Annotated in this window: 9 protein-coding genes; 6 read left to right on the forward strand and 3 right to left on the reverse strand. The window is 60.1% G+C overall.

What is annotated here, in order from left to right:
* The first annotated feature begins 42 nt into the window (after positions 1–42).
* Positions 43–1,245 (forward strand): FAD-dependent oxidoreductase, encoded by a 1,203-nt coding sequence (locus Q0837_RS10820; protein ID WP_298468743.1) that lies wholly within the window; start codon positions 43–45, stop codon positions 1,243–1,245.
* A 27-nt stretch (positions 1,246–1,272) separates the two neighbouring features.
* On the opposite strand, the gene Q0837_RS10825 is transcribed toward Q0837_RS10820, so the two are convergent.
* The 3 genes from Q0837_RS10825 to Q0837_RS10835 all read right to left on the reverse strand — a co-directional run bounded on the left by Q0837_RS10825 (position 1,273) and on the right by Q0837_RS10835 (position 6,724).
* Positions 1,273–2,484: a M14-type cytosolic carboxypeptidase gene (locus Q0837_RS10825; protein WP_298468746.1), complete on the reverse strand. Its 1,212-nt coding sequence runs from the start codon at positions 2,482–2,484 to the stop codon at positions 1,273–1,275.
* 69 nt (positions 2,485–2,553) lie between these two features.
* Positions 2,554–5,682 carry a TonB-dependent receptor gene (locus Q0837_RS10830; protein WP_298468749.1) on the reverse strand — a complete coding sequence of 1,043 codons (3,129 nt, stop codon included), beginning with the start codon at positions 5,680–5,682 and terminating at the stop codon, positions 2,554–2,556.
* 169 nt (positions 5,683–5,851) lie between these two features.
* Positions 5,852–6,724 carry a LysR family transcriptional regulator gene (locus Q0837_RS10835; protein ID WP_298468751.1) on the reverse strand — a complete coding sequence of 291 codons (873 nt, stop codon included), beginning with the start codon at positions 6,722–6,724 and terminating at the stop codon, positions 5,852–5,854.
* 133 nt (positions 6,725–6,857) lie between these two features.
* Here Q0837_RS10835 and Q0837_RS10840 point away from each other — a divergent pair, with 133 nt between their 5' ends.
* The 5 genes from Q0837_RS10840 (at position 6,858) to Q0837_RS10860 (ending at position 18,657) form a co-directional block, all read left to right on the forward strand.
* A complete protein-coding gene (locus Q0837_RS10840; protein WP_298468753.1) occupies positions 6,858–8,627 on the forward strand; it encodes a hypothetical protein in 1,770 nt (589 codons plus the stop codon).
* Between the two features lie 165 nt (positions 8,628–8,792).
* On the forward strand, positions 8,793–12,959 hold the full coding sequence (locus tag Q0837_RS10845; RefSeq protein WP_298468756.1) for an S-layer family protein: 4,167 nt from the start codon (positions 8,793–8,795) through the stop codon (positions 12,957–12,959).
* Between the two features lie 133 nt (positions 12,960–13,092).
* A complete protein-coding gene (locus Q0837_RS10850) occupies positions 13,093–15,732 on the forward strand; it encodes an AAA family ATPase (RefSeq protein WP_298468758.1) in 2,640 nt (879 codons plus the stop codon).
* 137 nt (positions 15,733–15,869) lie between these two features.
* Positions 15,870–17,075, forward strand: coding sequence for a serine hydrolase (locus tag Q0837_RS10855; RefSeq protein ID WP_298468760.1), 1,206 nt, complete (start codon positions 15,870–15,872; stop codon positions 17,073–17,075).
* Between the two features lie 28 nt (positions 17,076–17,103).
* A complete protein-coding gene (locus tag Q0837_RS10860) occupies positions 17,104–18,657 on the forward strand; it encodes a M23 family metallopeptidase (protein WP_298468763.1) in 1,554 nt (517 codons plus the stop codon).
* The last annotated feature ends 4 nt before the right edge of the window (positions 18,658–18,661 follow it).

Consider the following 18,661-nt stretch of genomic DNA (forward strand, 5'->3'; position numbering starts at 1 on the left):
TGCGCACGGTGCGATGTGGATATCGGGTTAGGGGACGAGTTGGTGACAAGATCGGCAATAGTGATTGGTGCGGGCGTGATCGGCGTCGCATCGGCCTATGCCCTCGCCCAAAGAGGCTGGAAGGTCATTCTGGTCGACCGGCACAAGCAAGCTGCAATGGGAACATCACACGCCAACGGCGCACAGCTGAGCTATTGCTTCACCGACGCGCTAGGCAGTCCCAGCACGATGGCCGCGCTCCCTCGGCTTCTTGCCGGACGAGGATGTGTGCGTATCCGGCCCGGTTTTTCGCCAGACTACCTACGCTGGCTCGCCAGCTTTGCCCGCAATTGCACCGCTTCCCGCTTTCGCGAAAACACGCTTGCGGTGCTCAATCTGGCTCTGGAATCACGTGCGGCGATGGACGCTTTGTGCCAGCGTCATTCGCCCGATTTCTCGCATGCCAAGGCCGACAAGATTCAACTGCTCTATTCCGATGCTGACCGTGAGCGGGCAGAAGCAAGCATTGCGATAAAATCGGAATCGGGCTGCGAGCAGTCTATCGTCGAACGGGCCGGATTTGCTCAAATCGACCCAGCCCTGTCGGACCTGGACGAGGCGGTCTCTGCGGTAATCTTCACCCGGTCCGAGATGGTCGGCGATGCCCGGTTGTTCTGCGAGAATATGCTTCCAATACTGGCGAGTGAATACGGCGCAACGATCAGCCTGGGCTGCGAAGTGCAACGGATTGAAACCACCAGGACAAGCACTCGGATCTTGCTGACAGACGGAGACATGCTCGAAGCGGACCATGTCGTTCTTTGCGGTGGGTGTGACAGCAACCGTCTTTTGCGGCCGCTCGGGCTTTCAGTCCCGGTCCAGCCGATGAAGGGCTATTCATTCGAAATGCCGCCTACCGAGGCTTCGCCCAAAGTGTCAGTGACAGATGCAAAACGCAGGCTCGTCATCACCAATCTCGGCGGCCGTATTCGCGTTGCCGGGTTCGCCGACCTGGGCAATGCCTCTCCCAAGCTCGAAGCCGACCGTGTCGAGGCACTCAAAAATGCGGCCATGTCGTGTTTGCCCGGAGCAGGGGACTACTCCCAGACGGAGCGGCATTGGGCGGGGCTGCGGCCAACCACGCCGCGTTCGCACCCGATCATTTCCCGCCCGCGCCCCGGGATCGCGATCAATACGGGGCACGGCGCATTGGGTTGGACCTTGGCTATGGGATCGGGAGAAAGGCTCGCGGCTTTGCTGGACTGATCGGCACTGAGGCGACCACGCTGGCAGTCAATTGGACGGCGTCTCGAGCAGCGTCACCATCAAGGCGATAGCGGACTCACGCCCGATCCGCTTAATCAGCTCCCGGTCGGTCTCATCGCCGATTTCAAATGTGATCCCAGGCACGCCATAAGTATCGAAGGAATAGCCTTTCGAAATCGGCCTCCCGACAGTGTGCCTCGCATCGCGGGTCACTTCGTATCCCGGCATGCGCTCCTGATAGAGTTCGAGCCATTTCCTGGTGAACAAAGGCGGATCGGTCGGCAACTCGTCCGGGATGGTGTAGAAGATGTCGCGGCGGGTGGAATGGAAATCGATCAGGGTGCGAAGGCGCCGCTCTGGATCGGCAGCGATCTCCTTCAGCACTCCATCCATCAGCCGCGTTTCCGGCTGCGTAAACGGTCCCCAATCACGGTTGAGATCGACTCCGCCCGTGTTGTGCCGCCAATGTCCGCGCACCACGCCATCGGGGTTTAGCAACGGGACGACGACCGTCTCGAACCGTGCGCGGTAGGCCTTGGCCAAATCGCTGTCTCCCATCAGCGTCTCGACGAAGGGCAGCATGGCCAGCGCGCCGGTAACCTCAGGCGGGTGCTGGCGGCCTACCAACACGACAGTTTCGCGCTGACTCGCTGCCAGATCGGCAATGGTCAGCACTTCGATGTCGCGATCCTCGGCAGACTTTCCGAGCAACTCGCGCTTGGCAAACGGCGATGTCTCAAGCCCGTCTAGCCACGCATCATAGGTTGACGGCGGCAATATCTCCTGCGCGGCGACGAACACCGGCTCTTTGCCGAGCTTCAGGGTGATCAGAGCCGAGCGGTCATCGCCCTCGCCATCGATCTCGACCGCGCTCTCAGGCAGGTAGGTCCAGGTCTCACCATCAGTGCTGGTTTTGGGCCAATAGCGATGGCCGCATTTGGTGTAGTCAATCTGGACGCGCACCCGCGCCTTGCGCTCCGACGTCAGGCGAAACGCATACCAAGGGCTGCAGTTGATATCGCCGTCATCCTCGGGCGCGATGGTGATGCGAAAGCGCTTCTTTCCCGACGTTTCACAGGACGCAAACGCGCCCGTCACAAAATCCTTGTCCAGTGCCGCGACCCTGGTGGAGCAGCTTTGCTCAGACTCCGGTGCATCATAGTCGTGAGCCTGTATCGGCGTTGCCGAACACACCGCAGCAATTGCGACCAACCCAAGCGCGTTGCTAGCGAAACGCATCACTTTTGCTCCCTGCAATTCTCTTGAAGCGACTGAGCGGGTGGCATGAATCCACCCGCTCGCGCCGGATCAGAAGTTCTTGCGAATATCGAACGAGAACTGACGTCCCCGCCCGCTATGCAAGCTACCGTAATAGCCGAAGCTCTCATCAGCGATCGGCGGCGCTTCGTTCAGGATGTTGTTGATGCCAAAGCGCAGGCGGGTCCCATCCAGCGCGGTGTTATTCTCTATCGAATAACTGATACCGAAATTCAGCGTGAACCAGTCATCGACACGGAATAGCTCGGCGGTGTCGTTCTGCTGCGCGCCCGGATCGAACACCTGACTGACATACCGGCCGAAGAAGTTCACGCGCACCGGTCCGCTTTCGAACGCTGCCGAACCGCTCAACCGCCACTTCGGCCGACCATCGATTTCGAGCAGCTCGCCAAATCCGAAGGGCTGCAAGGCCGCAATATCGCCCGTCGAAAGCTCGGGGATTTGTTCGAGCAAGGGTGTGAGGTCGGTAAACAGCAAATCGGCATCTGGACCAGCGAGTTGCTCGAAGCCGAGCAGCCGTGCGGCGTTCACCTGAAAATCGAAATCGCCAATGCCGGTCTCGAACTCATACATGACACTGAAATCGAGGCCTTCGGAAGTGCGGCGGTCGAGGTTGCGATACGGGTTGAGGATTTGCTGAAGCTCGCCGGCAGGATTGATGCCTGTGCCGGCATACAGATCAAGATCATCCTGTGTTGGCGCATCGCGCACTACGAACGGGTTTGAACCACCCTGTAGGCGCAGCAAAAGGTCTAGCAGCAATGCATTCTGGTTGCCGAAGATCCCGATGATCCCCTCCTGCTTGACCCGCCAGTAATCGGCGGTGAGCGTCAGGCCAGGAATGAAGCTCGGCGTGAGCACAACGCCAAAGTTGATGCTTTCGGTATCTTCCGGTTCAAGATCGCGTGCGCCAGAACGGAAGTCGATAGTGCCCTGCCCGCCGCAATCTGGGACATCGTCTTCGATCCCCTGAATGATCTCGGCAACGCACTCCACCGCTCTGAGAACCGTATTCGAACGTGTTGTGCCTTCGTCGTTGATCTGGATCAGGTTCGGGGCACGGAAACCTTGCGACCATGCGCCGCGAAGCAGGATGTCTTCCACCGGACGCCACGCCAGCGCAGCACGCGGCACGAACGCGCTGGAGGAGTCGGAGAATTCCTCAAACCGCGCGGCCACCTGCAACTCCAGCGAATTGATCAGCGGGATATCCATGTCGTCCGACACCAGCGGCACCAGCGCTTCGGCAAAGGCCGAATACACTTCTCGGTTGCCGCTCGTATCCGGCGAAGGGCTGGAGCCAAGCACGTCGGAACCGAAGAAATCGCCATTCACCGCATTCGTGAAGGTGATTGTGCCGTCGAGGCGGGGATCGCGATCATCTTCGAAAGTCTCGCGTCTGAACTCAATGCCAGCTGCGATGCCTACACCGCCACCGGGAAGTTCAAACAGATCCGGGCGCGACACTTTGAAGTCGGCCAGCGTCAGCGTGGTTTCACCCTTGCGGAAGACGTCAATTGTGATCGCGTCAATCGCCGCCTGCGAATTTGGCGTGCAATCACCCCTGTTCGCTCCGAACGCTGCCTCCCCAGGGAAGCAGCCACCGTTGAACGGGTTGTAGGCGCTCGCATCGGTGCGGTTGATGGCAGCCTGCGCGTTGGTGCTCGAAATCCGGTTGCGTGTCAGATCGGTGGTGTTGGCCTGAGCATAGAGGAACCCCGTGTCGTAATCCCAGCCACCGATGTCGCCTCTCAGACCAGCGACGAGACGGAATTCATCCTTGGTAACAGAGCCAAGACGCGGGCCCGCATCGACCCAGCGATAATCTTCAAGCAAAAGCGCCCGGCCCGCATCGGTTACGCCCGATCCCAGACCATTGTCGATCCGGTTTGGATTGGGTGAGCCGTCCACTAGCGTGGTTGCACCGAGCGGGTTGTAGAACGCGGTCGCTTCGATGCCGAGCGGCACAGCACTCAACATTGTGCTCTGTTCGCGCTCGCGGAAGTTTTCTGAACGGTAGTAGGAGCCCTCGAAATAGAATTCTGCGCTGTCGCTCAGCTCATAGTTGAAGAGCGTCTGGACGTTGATCCGGTCTTTCTGGGAATAGAGGAAGCGATCCGCTCCAATATCGTAGCGCAGATCGCGGTCGATCGTACCGCCGTTGTCGGCGCACAGACCGTTGCCGAGATCGAGGAAACGTCCATCGCTTGGTTGCCCAGAAGCTCCGAACAGCGAGCATGGCTGTATGTGGAAGTCATCATCGCGCAGAACGGTGGTGTTGGATGATGTGGCGCTCGACCCCTGAATATCGAAAGCGCCAAATGGCGAGTTGATCGAGCGATTGTCAAACTGGGTGTCGCCTTCGAAGTCGGTGCCGACGAGGAATGGCCTTAGGTCGCTACTGGCCGAATAGGATCGTTCGGTCGCACGCAGACCATTCTCGTGGAAATACCCGCCATAGACTGTGAAATTGCCGCGTCCGTCGGCGAAGTCAAAGCCGATACCGCCATTGATCTGGTAGCTGAACAGGCTGGTCCCGTCTGACGCGCGGTAATTCCCTTGAAGGAACCCGCCGGTGCGATTGCTGCGCAGGATAGTGTTGACCACGCCCGCGACCGCATCGGCACCGTAGACGGCAGACGCGCCGTCACGCAGAACTTCGACCCTGCGCACGCTGGCCGGCGCAATCGTGTTCGTATCAGGCGAAACGACCGGTACGAAGAGCTCAGTCTGGAACCCCGGATTGAGCAGCATGCGGCGGCCATTGATCAGCAGCAGCGTGTTACCCGTGCCAAGCCCGCGTAGGTTAATCGAGGCAATATCGCCGCGAGCACCGTTCACACCTCCAGCGGTACTCTGTTCGTTGAACTCGACCGAACCCGCTTGCGGAATGGCGCGGAATATCTCGTCACCAGACGCCGGATCGATGCTGTCGATCAAATCTTCGCCAACGATCGTAACCGGAAGCACATCGTCAACCTGAGCACCGCGAATTTGCGAGCCGGTGACGACGATGAGCGGCGCGTCTTCAGGTGGCAGTTCAGTCGCAGAACCCGTGGCGACCTCTGCTTCGGCGTCTTGCGCATGCGCCGTCGCGCCAGCCAGTGCCAAGGCCGAAGCGCCGGCCAATGAAATCACACGCGATATCGAAGTTTTCATTCTTCCCCCCAAGATTCCCCAACGCACTCCAGCCAACCGGCCAGCCTGACAGCGTGTTACAATTAGACGTCAATCGCCTGCTCAGCGCAACTCTCTGAGTTAATCATGTGCCGAGCACCTCATAACCATGCGTTATGGGCAACCCGGGATCGCCAGACAGCGATTGTGACTAGCCGAACTGCCGACGAATGACGGCGAGCGTCGCCTCTATGAAAGGATTGTTTTCGGCTTCGGCCAGATAGAGCGCGGCAAACGGCAGGGTGGGAGAACCCGCCAGCGAAAGGGCTTCGAGATCGTCTCCCGCAAATCTCTGTGCGGTAAACCCATCCACAATGGCTGGGCCTACACCGAGTTTCACCAATTCGGCGGCTATGTAATAGGTCTGGGCCGATACCGAGACTTTCGGTTCCACCCCCATGTCGGACAAGTAAGTCTCGATCCGATCGGCGACCGGACCGCTATCGCGCAATCCGACAATCTCCGTTCCATCGAGCATCTCGGGTGTCACAACGCCATTATCGTTGTCCATCGATCCGGTTCGGCATAGCAGAGCAAGCTCCACCGAATTGATCGCCTGACAACGGATCCGCGAGTCGAATTCGGCGTCAAAGCCGATGCAGAGATCGTACCTGCGCTCGATCAGGCCCGCTGCCACTTCGTCGCTATGCAAAGTGCCAAGATCAAAGCTCAATTCGGGGTTTTCCTGCCGCATTGACGCGACCAATGGCGGCACGATCGCAAAGGCCAGCGAGGGTAACGCACCCAGCGCAATATGCCCTCCCCGCCGGTTGCGAATATTGTCCGCCGCGCGGTTGAGCGAGGAGACCTGGTCATAGATGTCGCTGACGCTGCGATAGAGTTCGTCGGCGGCGGTGGTGGGAAACAGACGTCCCTTTCGCCGTTCGAACAATGCGAAGCCGAGCTGATCCTCTGCATGACGCAGCACCTTGCTGACTGACGGCTGCGATACGCTGAGCACCCGCGCGGCCGCGCTGATCGAGCCTTCGCGGTAGACGTGGTAGAAGATTTCGATGTGCCGCAAGCGCATGCCAGCAGCATACACACGCACCGGTACTGCGGAAGCTTAGTTGTTGCGAAGGCTGCGGAGACCGCGGTGCGCAACTGATTGAAACGACGGATTGCGTTCTCTTCGCCTGCCGATATACATCTGATTTATGGGCGAAAACAGCGATCGTGTTTCAGAGCTGCTGGCAGAGCTCGACATCGAACTTGTCTCCGCACTCTATCGCGCAGCCAGTGAACCCGATGCGCTCGACAACCTCGTTGCTACACTCGAGGAGCGCTATCGGCCCAAGAGCCCGGCGGAGTCCGGCGAATTGCGCGATGCGGTTACGAAACAGCTCGGCCAGATCGCCACGATCATCGATGATCAAGACCCCGGCATGTCGCGCGATCCGCTGGAACGCGCAGTGGAGGAAGTGCCTACCGCAGCAATCGTAATCGATCCGTTCGGCAAGGTCGTCCTGACCAACGAGCTGGGTGCCAGGGTTTTGGCTGCGCGCCCCGATCAAGGCTTCGATTTCGACCTGATCGATCCCGGCTATCGCACGCAGTTTCGCGATTTCATCGCCAGCGCTCGCCTACGGGGCAATCAGCGCCGGATCATCGTTCGCCTCGACATGAACCGGGACGAAGACGAATCCGCCGCGCCAATCGAGTTAGCCGAAGCGATGATCGTCGAAAGCGCACGCCGCGATCACGGCTGCATTGCCTTGCGTGCGTTGGAGATTCCCTGGACCAAGACTGTCGATGCTCAAATGCAGGAAGCATTCGGTCTGACACGCGCGGAATGCGAGATTTCGCGTCAATTCTATGAGCTGCGCGACACCCGCGCGGTTGCAGCCGATCGCGGCACCACACTCGCCACGGTCCAGACCCAGCTCAAATCGGTGTTCGCCAAGACGCAGACGACAAATCAGGCGCAGCTTTTACAGGTTCTTTCTTTGCTCTGCGCGCGGGCCAATCTCGACAAGAAATCCCGCCTCGTACGTTGGTCCAACCCTTTGGGCAGGGAAGCCACTTTCACCCGCAGCGATGGCCGCGAGATCGCCTATTCTTGGCAAGGCGCGGAAGACGGCAAGCCAGTGCTGGTGGTTCACGGGCACACGCTCGGCCACATGTTCCCGCCAGAGGCAGAGCGGATTTACCGCGAGGCTGGCCTGAAGCTCTACATCATATCGCGGCCGGGTTTCGGTCACAGCCAATACGACCCCAAAATCGACGCGGTTGCAGATAGCACATCGGCCATCCTCGACTTTTGCGACCATCTCGGCCTGATAGAGATGCCCGCAATCACCGTCAGCACCGGCCTTGTCTCGCTCGCGAGCGCCTGCAAGCAGCGTGCTGATCTAATCCGCGCGGTTGCCAACCTCGGCTATATCTACTTCCCGGACGTGCCGCTCGATCAGGACATTCGCCGATACCAGCGGATGGTGTTCAAGGTCGCACATCGCTCCCCGCCCTTGTTCCGCGCCTTCAGCCGTATCGCCTATCGCAATATGCAGCGAGTCGGGGTCGACTGGTATATCGACCGATTGCTTGGCGAAGACGCCATCGATCGCCCGTTTTTCCGCAGCGGTGCCAATGCCGGTCTGATCCGCGCAGCCACCCATCATGTGCTGACACAGGGTCCGGAAGTCTATGCGCGCGAGCACTCCATCACGCGCGAGCCGATCTTGCGGATGCTGGAACGCGATCCCTTCCCCGCACTGTTTCTGGTGCCTGATCATGACCGCGTTCACCCGTTCGAGGACTTCCGCCGCAACCTCAGCGTCAGCGAACGAACCAGCTTTGTGGAACTGCCCGGCACGGGAGAGATCTACTTCTACAAGGCCGCCGAAGAGATCGCCCGGCAGGTTGTGCGTCATTTCGACAAGGCGATCCCGGGTTACGTCAAGCAAACCCCCGAACGAGCGATGTTCTGACCTAAGTCGGCCCGGACACGCTGCTCATTTGGCCTCACAAAACGCTCGAACGGGCGCCGCATACACCATCCGGTGTATGACAGCGCGCGCCGCGTGCTTCAGTTGATCTCCCCAATGAAAACAAGGTCGTGATCCAACACACACTGTTTCACGGGGGAATTACCGATGACGAAGACTGTACTGTTCGCCAGCACAGCAATGCTGGCTGTTGTAGGCTCGATGGCGTTCGCGCCGAGCGAAGCGCGGGCGGATGATTGCTTGCTCGACCGCGACAATGATGGGGTGGTTGATGCCGGGACAGACGACGATGGCGGCGCAAATTCCGCAGACAGTGATGAGAGACTCGCCTGCGGGGTTGGTGCCAATGCAAATGGCAACAATTCAACGGCGCTGGGTGCACGTGCTGACACATTCGGCACCGGTGCGGTCAGCATCGGGCATGAAGCTTTCGCAGGGAACCAGCCTTCGGCCTACAATATCCTTCCTGGGTTCTTTCAACCGGGCACGGGTCAGTCTCCCACCGCAATTGGCGACTCCGCTTTCGCCGCCGGGGAAGGAACACTCGCAATCGGCGCAGCTGCCGAAGCAGGGGCGTTCGCGGTCAATGCGAGCGGGGGCTATGACGTCACGGACATAGATTTCACTACAGCCGTTGGCGCGAGGGCACAGGCGCATGCCGAAGGTGCTACGGCGCTCGGTAACAGCTCTTTCGCATCGGCAACCGAATCCACGGCGCTTGGCAGTCTATCGCAGGCTACAGGTAGCGAGTCGGTTGCGGTCGGAACAAACAGTGTAGCTGCTGGCTCCAATGCTATCGGGATAGGCTCCAGTTCTGACGCAAGCGGAAGCATTGCCATTGCCATTGGGGACGATTCCGAAGGTTCCGGTTCGAACGCTGTAGCTGTCGGCCGACAGGCGCGCGCAACAAATGATTCTGCAATAGCTATCGGGTCCGTAACACAAGCCATTGGCGAAGGCTCACTCGCATTGGGGGGCGATGGCGAGGATGGGAACATCAACGGGGCGAGCGCACTTAGCCAGTATTCGACTGCGATCGGGGCTGACGCAAGAACCGATCGCGCTCGTAGCGTAGCCCTTGGCTACGCTGCCTATGCATCGGCCACATCCGCGTTTGCCGGAGGCGATAACTCAGTCGCGTCAGGTGACAGCTCTGTGGCTATTGGAACCGACGCTTTGGCAAGCGGCGACAACTCGATTGGAATTGGTTCTTCGGTCGTGGCCAGCGCCGAAGATTCTGTCGCGATCGGCAACAATGCTGAGGCTAGCAACGGCTCAATAGCGTTGGGGGGCGGCGCGTCTGCACCCGGAGTCTCAACAACAGTTTCAGGCGGTACAGTCCGGGTGGCGACGACTGCAGTTGGTCAAGGCGCAGTAGCTAGCGGCGGAAGCATCTTCGGTCAGGGGGGCTCCAGCGCATTTGGCCGAGGAGCTGCAGCCACGGGATCGGGCAGCACAGCCCTGGGCGAAGGTGCGTCAGCATCGGGTAGCGGTGCGACCGCTGTCGGTGACAATGCTGAAGCATCGGGTTCTGGTTCTGTTGCGCTCGGAGCGGATGCAGATGGCGATTTCGCAGGAGCTGCGGCGTCGGGGAGCAAATCTGTCGCTCTAGGTGCTGATAGCGAGGCATCCGACGCATCGACGGTCGCGCTCGGCAACAGCGCTTTGGCAGATACGGACTTCGCTTTCGCAGGGGGATTCAATGCAAGCGCCCTCAATATCAGTGCAACCGCTCTTGGTGCTGGATCGGAGGCGCTCGGTATTCGCAGCACCGCAGTCGGCGCTGGCTCCGAAGCACGTGAGCAGGAATCGACCGCGCTAGGCAATGCGGCCACGGCCACCGGAACAAGCGCAGTAGCCATCGGTAACGCAGCCTCTTCGCAGGCCGCAGACGCTCTCGCTCTCGGCACAAGCGCCCGCGCCGAGCAGGAATCCTCGATTGCGATTGGGGAAAGGGCACTGGCAACCGGCGGGAATGGGGTTGCGCTAGGCACGCAGACCCGCGCTGGAGCCCGCGGTGTGTCAATCGGATTTGCCAGCGAAGCCGTCCAAACAGGTGGGATCGCAATCGGCGGTGAGGGTATCTTGACTGATGGCGACGGCGCTAGATCCACCGGTATCGCAGCCATTGCAATTGGCGCGGACAGCGCAGCTACGGGAACCGTGGCGGTCGCGCTGGGCTTCAACGCTTCAGCATCGGACACGAGCGCAGTGGCCCTCGGAGCCAATTCCGTTGCGGATGAAGCGGATACCGTTTCTGTTGGCCGAGCCTTCAGCGATAATGGCACCCCGGGTGATACCAGCGACGATGTTACTGCAATCACCCGCCGCATCACCAATGTCGCCGACGCCGTGGATGACAACGACGCCGTCACGCTCGCTCAGCTCAATTCGGCGATTATCGGCGTGGGTTCGGGCGGCGCAAACCCGCTTGTTGCAGTTAACGAAGATCAGACGGGGTCGGCCGCGTCGGCAAGCGGCCTCGGAGCAATCGCCATTGGTGGGGATAGCGACGATGCTGGCACAGTCGCGGCGCGCGCCATGGGCGAAGGCTCGGTTGCTCTGGGCCGGGATGCCAGCACCGGCATGAACGCCAGCGGAGGGGTCGCGATTGGTGATGCTGCCAACGCAGGAACCACGCGCACAATCGCAATCGGTCAAACAGCGAGTTCCACCGGAACCTCGGCCATCTCCATCGGCTCAGGTGCGAGTGCCGCCAATGGCAATGCCATGGCGCTTGGCTTGAACTCAGTCGCCGGGGGTTCCGGTTCGATTGCGGTCGGACGAACCAGTTCGGCTCAGGGTTCCGACGCGGTTGCTATCGGCTCTCAATCGGAAGCGGATGGCCAGGGTGCCACTTCGATCGGCGAAAACAGCGAAGCGATTGGCGTGTTTGCCACATCTGTGGGCGCATTCGCCATGGCCAGCGCAGACGATGCAACCGCGATTGGCAAGTTCGCCCAGGCCAGCGCCACAGGGGCGGTGGCGCTTGGCGGCGATGGTGAAGATCTGAACAATGAAGGTGCGCGCGCGACTCAGGTCGATGCGACGGCTCTCGGCGCCGATGCCATTGCCGGACACCAGAATTCGGTCGCGCTCGGTGCGGGTTCGACGACCAATGGTATCGATGTGGTATCGGTCGGCAATACGGGGCTGAAACGCCGGATCACCAACGTCGCCGACGGCACCGATGATACTGACGCCGTGACGGTGGGTCAGCTCAGCACAGCGATTGCCGGTGTGTCGGTTACCGGTTCACCCTATATCGCGGTGAATTCCAGTGGCACCGCCGCATCGGCGGGCGGCACCAATGCGGTCGCAATCGGAAACGACACCAGCGCCTCCGGTGTGGGAGCCATTGCGCTTGGCGGGGATGGGAATGACGATGACACTGGCGGTGTCCTCGGCGCGCAATCGCTTGGCACGCAGACGACGGCAATCGGGGCAGATTCTTTTGCCGCCGGGTTGAATACGACAGCGCTCGGCTCAAACACCCTGGCAGTCGGCGTGCAATCGACGGCTGTCGGGTCGGGGGCAGGAGCCACCGGAGTCGGTGCACTGGCCTTTGGTGCGTTTGCTCAGGCGCAAGGCACCTTCTCGACCGCACTTGGCTACAACAGCTTTGCGCAAGTCGATCGCTCTACCGCCATCGGCAACACCGCTCAGGCGACCGGGGTGCAATCGACCGCCATCGGCTTTGGCACGCGCGCTCGCGGTGCTGATTCCGCTGCCATCGGTTCAGGCGCAGTGGCCGATCAGGCGAATGCGACCGCAGTGGGTACAGGAGCGACCACCACCGCTGCCAATCAGGTCGCACTGGGCGGCACGGGCAGCGCGGTTCGGATTGGAGACATCGACGCATCTACACTGGCACAAACTGGACCAGTTGATGTCGTGACAGTTGATCAGAACGGAACGCTCGGCCGACAACAGGTCGCGACCGCAGCGTCGGTGCAGAATGTACGCACGTCACTCAACGCTCTGTCGCAAGTCTCAGATGCGCAGTTCGGCCAGTTGGAGAATAGCGTCCTGGCGCTCGATGGGCGCGTCTCTGGCCTTGAGTTTCAACTCCAAAATGTCGATCAGCGGCTAACCGGCGGGATCGCTGCGTCAATGGCACTGGGCGGCCAAATGGTCGTACCCGACAGCAACGTCTCCTTCAGCCTAAACGCTTCGACTTATCAGGGCGAGCAGGGCTTTGCGGGATCGGTTTCTGTTCGCGCGACTGAGCGGATCTACATCTCCGCAGGCGTCGCCGGTTCAACTGCGCCGGACAGCACCGGTGGCCGGGTGGGTGTCGCTTTCGGGTTCTGATCACGGTACCAAGAAGGGTCGGTACGCGCAGCCGATGTTCCGCGCCGACCCTTCACCCCCAATTTTCGGCGGGGTGCACCCAATTTTCGCTCAGCCTCTGGCCGCTGCGAAGGACTTGCGGCACACTCAATCCATGCTCGCCGAACGAGAAAGTGAATTGGCACATTTGACCAACCTGCTCGAAACGGCGGGCAAGAGTGGCCACGTCGTCGCGATTGGAGGCGAAGCAGGGATCGGCAAAACCGCTCTATTGCGCGAATTCACTCAAAAACTCCCAGACCGATATGATTGCATCTGGGGCATGTGTGACGCGCTTTTCACCCCGCGCCCACTCGGGCCGGTACACGATGTAGCAGCAATGCTTGGCGGACTTGGCGAAGACTGGCGCACAGAAGGCGGCACGGCGTTGTTTTCGCGGCTTCTCGCGCATCTTGCCGATTGTCCTAAGCCCATGGTCTTGATCCTCGAAGACGTACACTGGGCGGATGCAGGAACCCTAGATTTCATCCGGTTCCTGGGCCGGAGGATCGCTCTATGCCGCGTGTTGCTGATTGTCAGCTATCGCAATGATGAACTGGGCCGAGATCACCCACTCCTGAGAGTGTTTGGCGACATTCCAAGCGCGCAGATGGACCGGATAGAGCTGAGGTCGCTTTCGCTGGCTGCCGTGGCCCGGCTCGCCGACGAGAGTGGCCGAGACGCTCAGGACCTGCTCGCCATCACAGGCGGCAACCCGTTCTTCTTGTCCGAAATACTCGCGGATCGCGAGGCTGGTCGGCAAGTTCCGGTCTCGGTCCAGGATGCCGTGAACAGCCGCCTCGCCCGGTTGTCGAACGCACACATCCGGCTGCTCGAAGCGATCAGCATCATCCCTGTCCCAATCGACCCACAATTGCATTGCGGCTGGATCGAGGGGCACGAAGCTTTGCTGCAGGATTGTCTCGATCTATCGATCCTCGTGGAGGACACAGAAGGGCGCATCCGATTCCGCCACGAACTGGCCCGGCTTGCGACCAGCCACCGGTGCTCTTCCATTGATCTGCGCAACCTGCATCATCAGCATTTGACCTTCATGCTGGGCCAGCCCGAGCAATACGATGCCGGGGAATTGCTCCATCACGCACGGGGCGCTGCCAACGCTGAAAAGGTGCTGGAATTCTCACCTGTTGCGGCAGAGAAAGCCGCCGAGCTCGGTGCGCACAAGGAAGCAGCGGACTATCTGGAAGCGGCTCTGGAATACATCGACGAAGCCGAACCCGAAGAAGCCGCCCAGCTCTATCAAAGCTGGGCCTACGAAGCGGCGATTTCGCACCGGATTGACGACCGAGTGATCGAAGCCCGTCGGCACGCGCTGACTATGTGGCGCGCGCTGCAGCGATCGGACAAAGTCGCCGAGAACTTGCGCCATCTTTCGCGGCTGCACTGGTATCGCGGCGAAGCAGTCCAGGCAAACCGGTACCTCGACGACGCGATCGCGCTGCTCGAAAAAGCAGGCGATACCAATCGCTTGGCCCTAGCCTATTCGATGCGTTCACAAATGCACATGCTGGCCAGCCGCATGGATGAGGCGATTGAATGGGGGCAGAACGCGTTGAGCCAAATCGGCGACGCTTCTGTCCCGGAAGTGGAAGTTCACGCGCTGAACAATATCGGCACTGCGCGGCTGTTTCTGGGCGATACGAAGGGGTTCGATGATCTCCAGAAAAGCCTCGAGATCGCGCTGGAGCACAACCTTCAAGAAGATGCAGCGCGGGTCTTCACCAACCTGTCCGAATATGCGGTCGACATGCGAAGACTCGATCTTGCCGAGGCAACTCTGAAGCGCGGGTTGGAGTTCGACACCGAACACGATCTGGACAGCTGGACGTTCTATCTGCGCGGTAGGGAAGCGCAGTTGAGGCTCGAGCAAGGGCGATTGAGGGAAGCCGAGGAAGTGTGCCGGAAGGTGATCGGGACACCGGGCCAAACCTTGCTCATGAAACTACCCGCCCGGATCATGCTAGCTCGGGCACAGGTCCGTTTGGGCGATGATGAAGCAGCGCACACGCTAGAAAAGGCTCACAAGGATGCCTTGGCAACGGGCGAGGTTCAGTATTGCATTCCGGTGCTTCTGGGCATGCTGGAGCGCGCTTGGCTTACCGATTCAGCATCGCTTGCGTCCGAAGCCAGCGATGCGCTTGCGCGAATTGATCCGGGGTGTTTCAGCCACTGGGCAAGCGCGGAGCACGCATTCTGGCTGACACTGAATGGCAGGACGGGAGCGCAAGAGGCAATAGGTGGCGATACACCGTTTGGACCCGCGATAGAGGGCGATTTTGCAGAAGCAGGGATCGCGTTTGCGAAACTGGGAGCGGACTTTCTCGCCAACCTCTGTTTCGCGCTGGCTGACAAGTCGGAGACGGTGTCGTCAGGGCTGGCTGAGCTCCATCAACAAGGCGCAAAGGCTGTGGTCACGCGGCTGACCGATCTGCTGGAGGTACGCGGCCTCTCGCGCGACGATGTGACCCTGCCGCGCGGCCCCTACCGTGCATCGCGCGAGAATCCATTTGGTCTCACGGCCAAGGAAATGACCGTTCTCGAATTTCTGTCGCAGGGGATGAGCAATGCTGAGATCGCAGATGAGATGTCTCGTTCGCAGCGGACAGTGGAACACCACGTGTCGGCAATCCTGCAAAAGCTAGAGGTTGAAAATCGTCTCGCCGTGCTGCTGAAACTGCGCGAGGAGCCTGAACTTCTTGGAGACATGAAAGCCTCAACCGCTTCCATTCGATAAGTCCAATCTATCGTATCGCGGACTGGCTGGAGTGAAAGTTAGGTGGTCCAGCCGCAAAAATTGGGGGCCTGCACCGATGACGCAGGCTCGCGCCCTCCGCATCCTTTCCGGGATTTGTAATCACCCGGAGAACCCCGATGCGCCCCTATCGTTTTCTTATCAGTTCGCTCTTGCCCTTGCTGGCGATCGGCGCAGGTTCCCATGCCATTCCCGCCGCTGCGCAAACATCCAAGATCGACCAGCTCGAACAAAACCTGCGGCAGGAATTTCAGCGGCAGTTTGTCGGCTATTCGGTAGCCATTGCCCGGCACGGCAGGGTCAGGCGCACACTCATTTCCGGCCTCGCCCGGCGCGATGCTGATGGACGAAAAGTGTGGGGGCCACGCACCCGCGGCAATGTCGCCAGTGTTTCCAAATCGATCACCGCGATCGCGGTTCTGCAGGCGCTGGAAGCCAACGGGCTGACAATCGAGGCACCCATCGCGCCTTATCTGCCCTCTGGCTGGACCCGTGGCCGCGGCTTTCGCAACGGTCAAAGCGTTACGTTCCGCCAGCTGTTGACCCACACATCCGGCATGAATCAGCGCTTCCTACAGCTCAAAGCCAATGGCAATGAAGGTCCGTGGGGCAACGACTGGGACGGCTTGAAATTCGCCGTCGAAAAGGGTGTCGCCGCGCGGTTCCTCGGTCCAGACAAGTACGCGGCGGGCAACCGCAGCTACAAGAACGCGAACTATGCGCTGTTCCGAATAATCGTGCCGAAGTTGTGGCGTATGGCTCAGGGATCCGATGGCTCCGGCGTGCGCAAAGCCAATCATGGCGCGCTGTTCGCGCTCTATGTTGGCGAACATGTCATGGTCCCCAGCGGCGTACAGGGTGCGAGCTGCACCGAACCGGCCAATGGCGGTCATGCCTATGCGTATGACTGGAACGATCCCACCGGCGCGGGATCGGCATTCAATGGCACCCTGCAAAACTGCGGTGCGCATGCGGGTTGGAGACTTTCGGCACCGCATCTCGCCCGGATAGCGGGTCGCGCTGACTGCAACTCGGCCAACAACTGGCCAGGTGACAAGAAACTGCTTTCACCTGCGGCCTGCTTTGCCCGCACGGTTCGAAAGCTTGGCTGGGACGATGGCTCCAATGGCTCCAGCGACCGAACCAAGAACCGTTACTGGCATGGGGGCATGTTGTTCTCCCGTTCAGAGAAACCCCGCCGCGCAATTCAGAGCTGCATGGTGGTTTTGCCCGACGGTTTCTCAGTCGGCGCGATCGCCAATTCCGACAGCCGGGATGACCAAAGAGTGTGCGGCAAGATCCTCGACGCAGCCACTTTCCTTTGACCTCCCACCCGATCGAAAGACTGACGCTATGACTCATCCAACCATCGAAGCGATCCGCCCTGCTCTTCTCCTTGGAAGCAACGCGGCCCTAGCTATCGGCCTGTGCGCGTCACAATCTGTCGCCGCGCAGGATCGCCCCGATTTCCAGTCGCCGACGCATTGCGGACAGGTCTGGGATGTTTCGACATACGGTCCGCCGGGACGAAATCACGCGCCTGATCCCGACAGTCTCGATTTCGCGATGCGCGATGGCGACGGGCGAAACATCAGCCGTGATCAGCCGGTCTTGGCCAGCGCGGCCGGTGTCGTGCGCATAGACCGGACCTTGGGCAATGGCCTGCGCTACATCATGATCGATCACGCAGGCGATTGGCGCACGCACTACCTGCACGTCGCCGAAGAGGAGGGGCAGCCGCGACTGGCGGAAGGTCGGCGCGTGGCGATGGGCGAGGTGATCGGACGCACCAGCGACACCGGATCTTCGACATTGCATATTCACTATACCCAAGTGCGCGGCGTTACGCTGGATCAGGAAGGGCTGGATGAGGCCGGGTTCTGGGACAAGATGGGGGACGGAGAGGCCGTGCGGGCTGTCTTCGACGGAACCCCGGTAGACACATATCAGGCAGATACGAGTTCTTGGGGCCGGTGGGGCGACGACAATGCCGAAGATATCCGCTCGCACAATTGCCCCGGCAATCGCTTCCTTAGCTGGAGGGAGGGCGGTAAGCGCTTCTTCCTGAGATACCGGCCCACCAATGGCCGCATCCGGATCAATCGGTTCGATACCGTATCAGGTACGGAGACGACGCAGACACTTCAGGCCGATTGGGGACAAGGCTGGACCAGCTTCATCGACTTCCTCCCTAATGGATCGAACCGCCGCCACATTATGGGCTACAATTTTGCCACTGGCGCGGTCGGTTTCTGGGAGATCGTCCCCGGCGCGGCGACCATCACGAAGCTCAACGAGGTTCAGGTCTACGCGGGCTGGACCCACATGGAAAAGCTCAAGATCGCCGATCAGGATCACCTGATTTCGTACGATTCCCGGTATGGCCATTTCAACGTTGATCGGATCAACCGGGCGTTCACTGGTTTCGAGTCCGCGCTAAAGACCAACCTAGGCAAAGGGTACACACAGATCGTTCCCTATTGGGAGGGGAACGATCGATACCTTCTGCTCTACAAGGGCAGCACCGGCGCGGTTCGTATCGTCCGCCTGACCCGATCCGGAACCGAGGTGGATGCAACAACAACATGGTCGGCGACAAGGGCAAGCGGCTGGACACACATGACTACCTTGCCGAGGGGAGGAAAGATGTACCTTTTCGGATACCGCTCAGACACCGGCAAAGCCAAGCTGTGGGAACTGCAAGCAGGAGGCAGCGGCCTGACCAGCGTGCGCGACCTCAACTGGAGCTCTGACTACTCAACGATCACACCATTTTCGCAGGGTGGAGCCGGACATCTACTGGTCCAGAAAATCGGCGACGGAACCACCAAGACGGTTCGCCTCAAGAACGATCTTTCCGGCTTCAGGACGGTGATGAACGGATCGTGGGCTACAGGTTGGCGCTGAAAAA

Origin of the sequence: uncultured Erythrobacter sp., assembly GCF_947499705.1 — a bacterium.
Taxonomy (GTDB): domain Bacteria; phylum Pseudomonadota; class Alphaproteobacteria; order Sphingomonadales; family Sphingomonadaceae; genus Erythrobacter.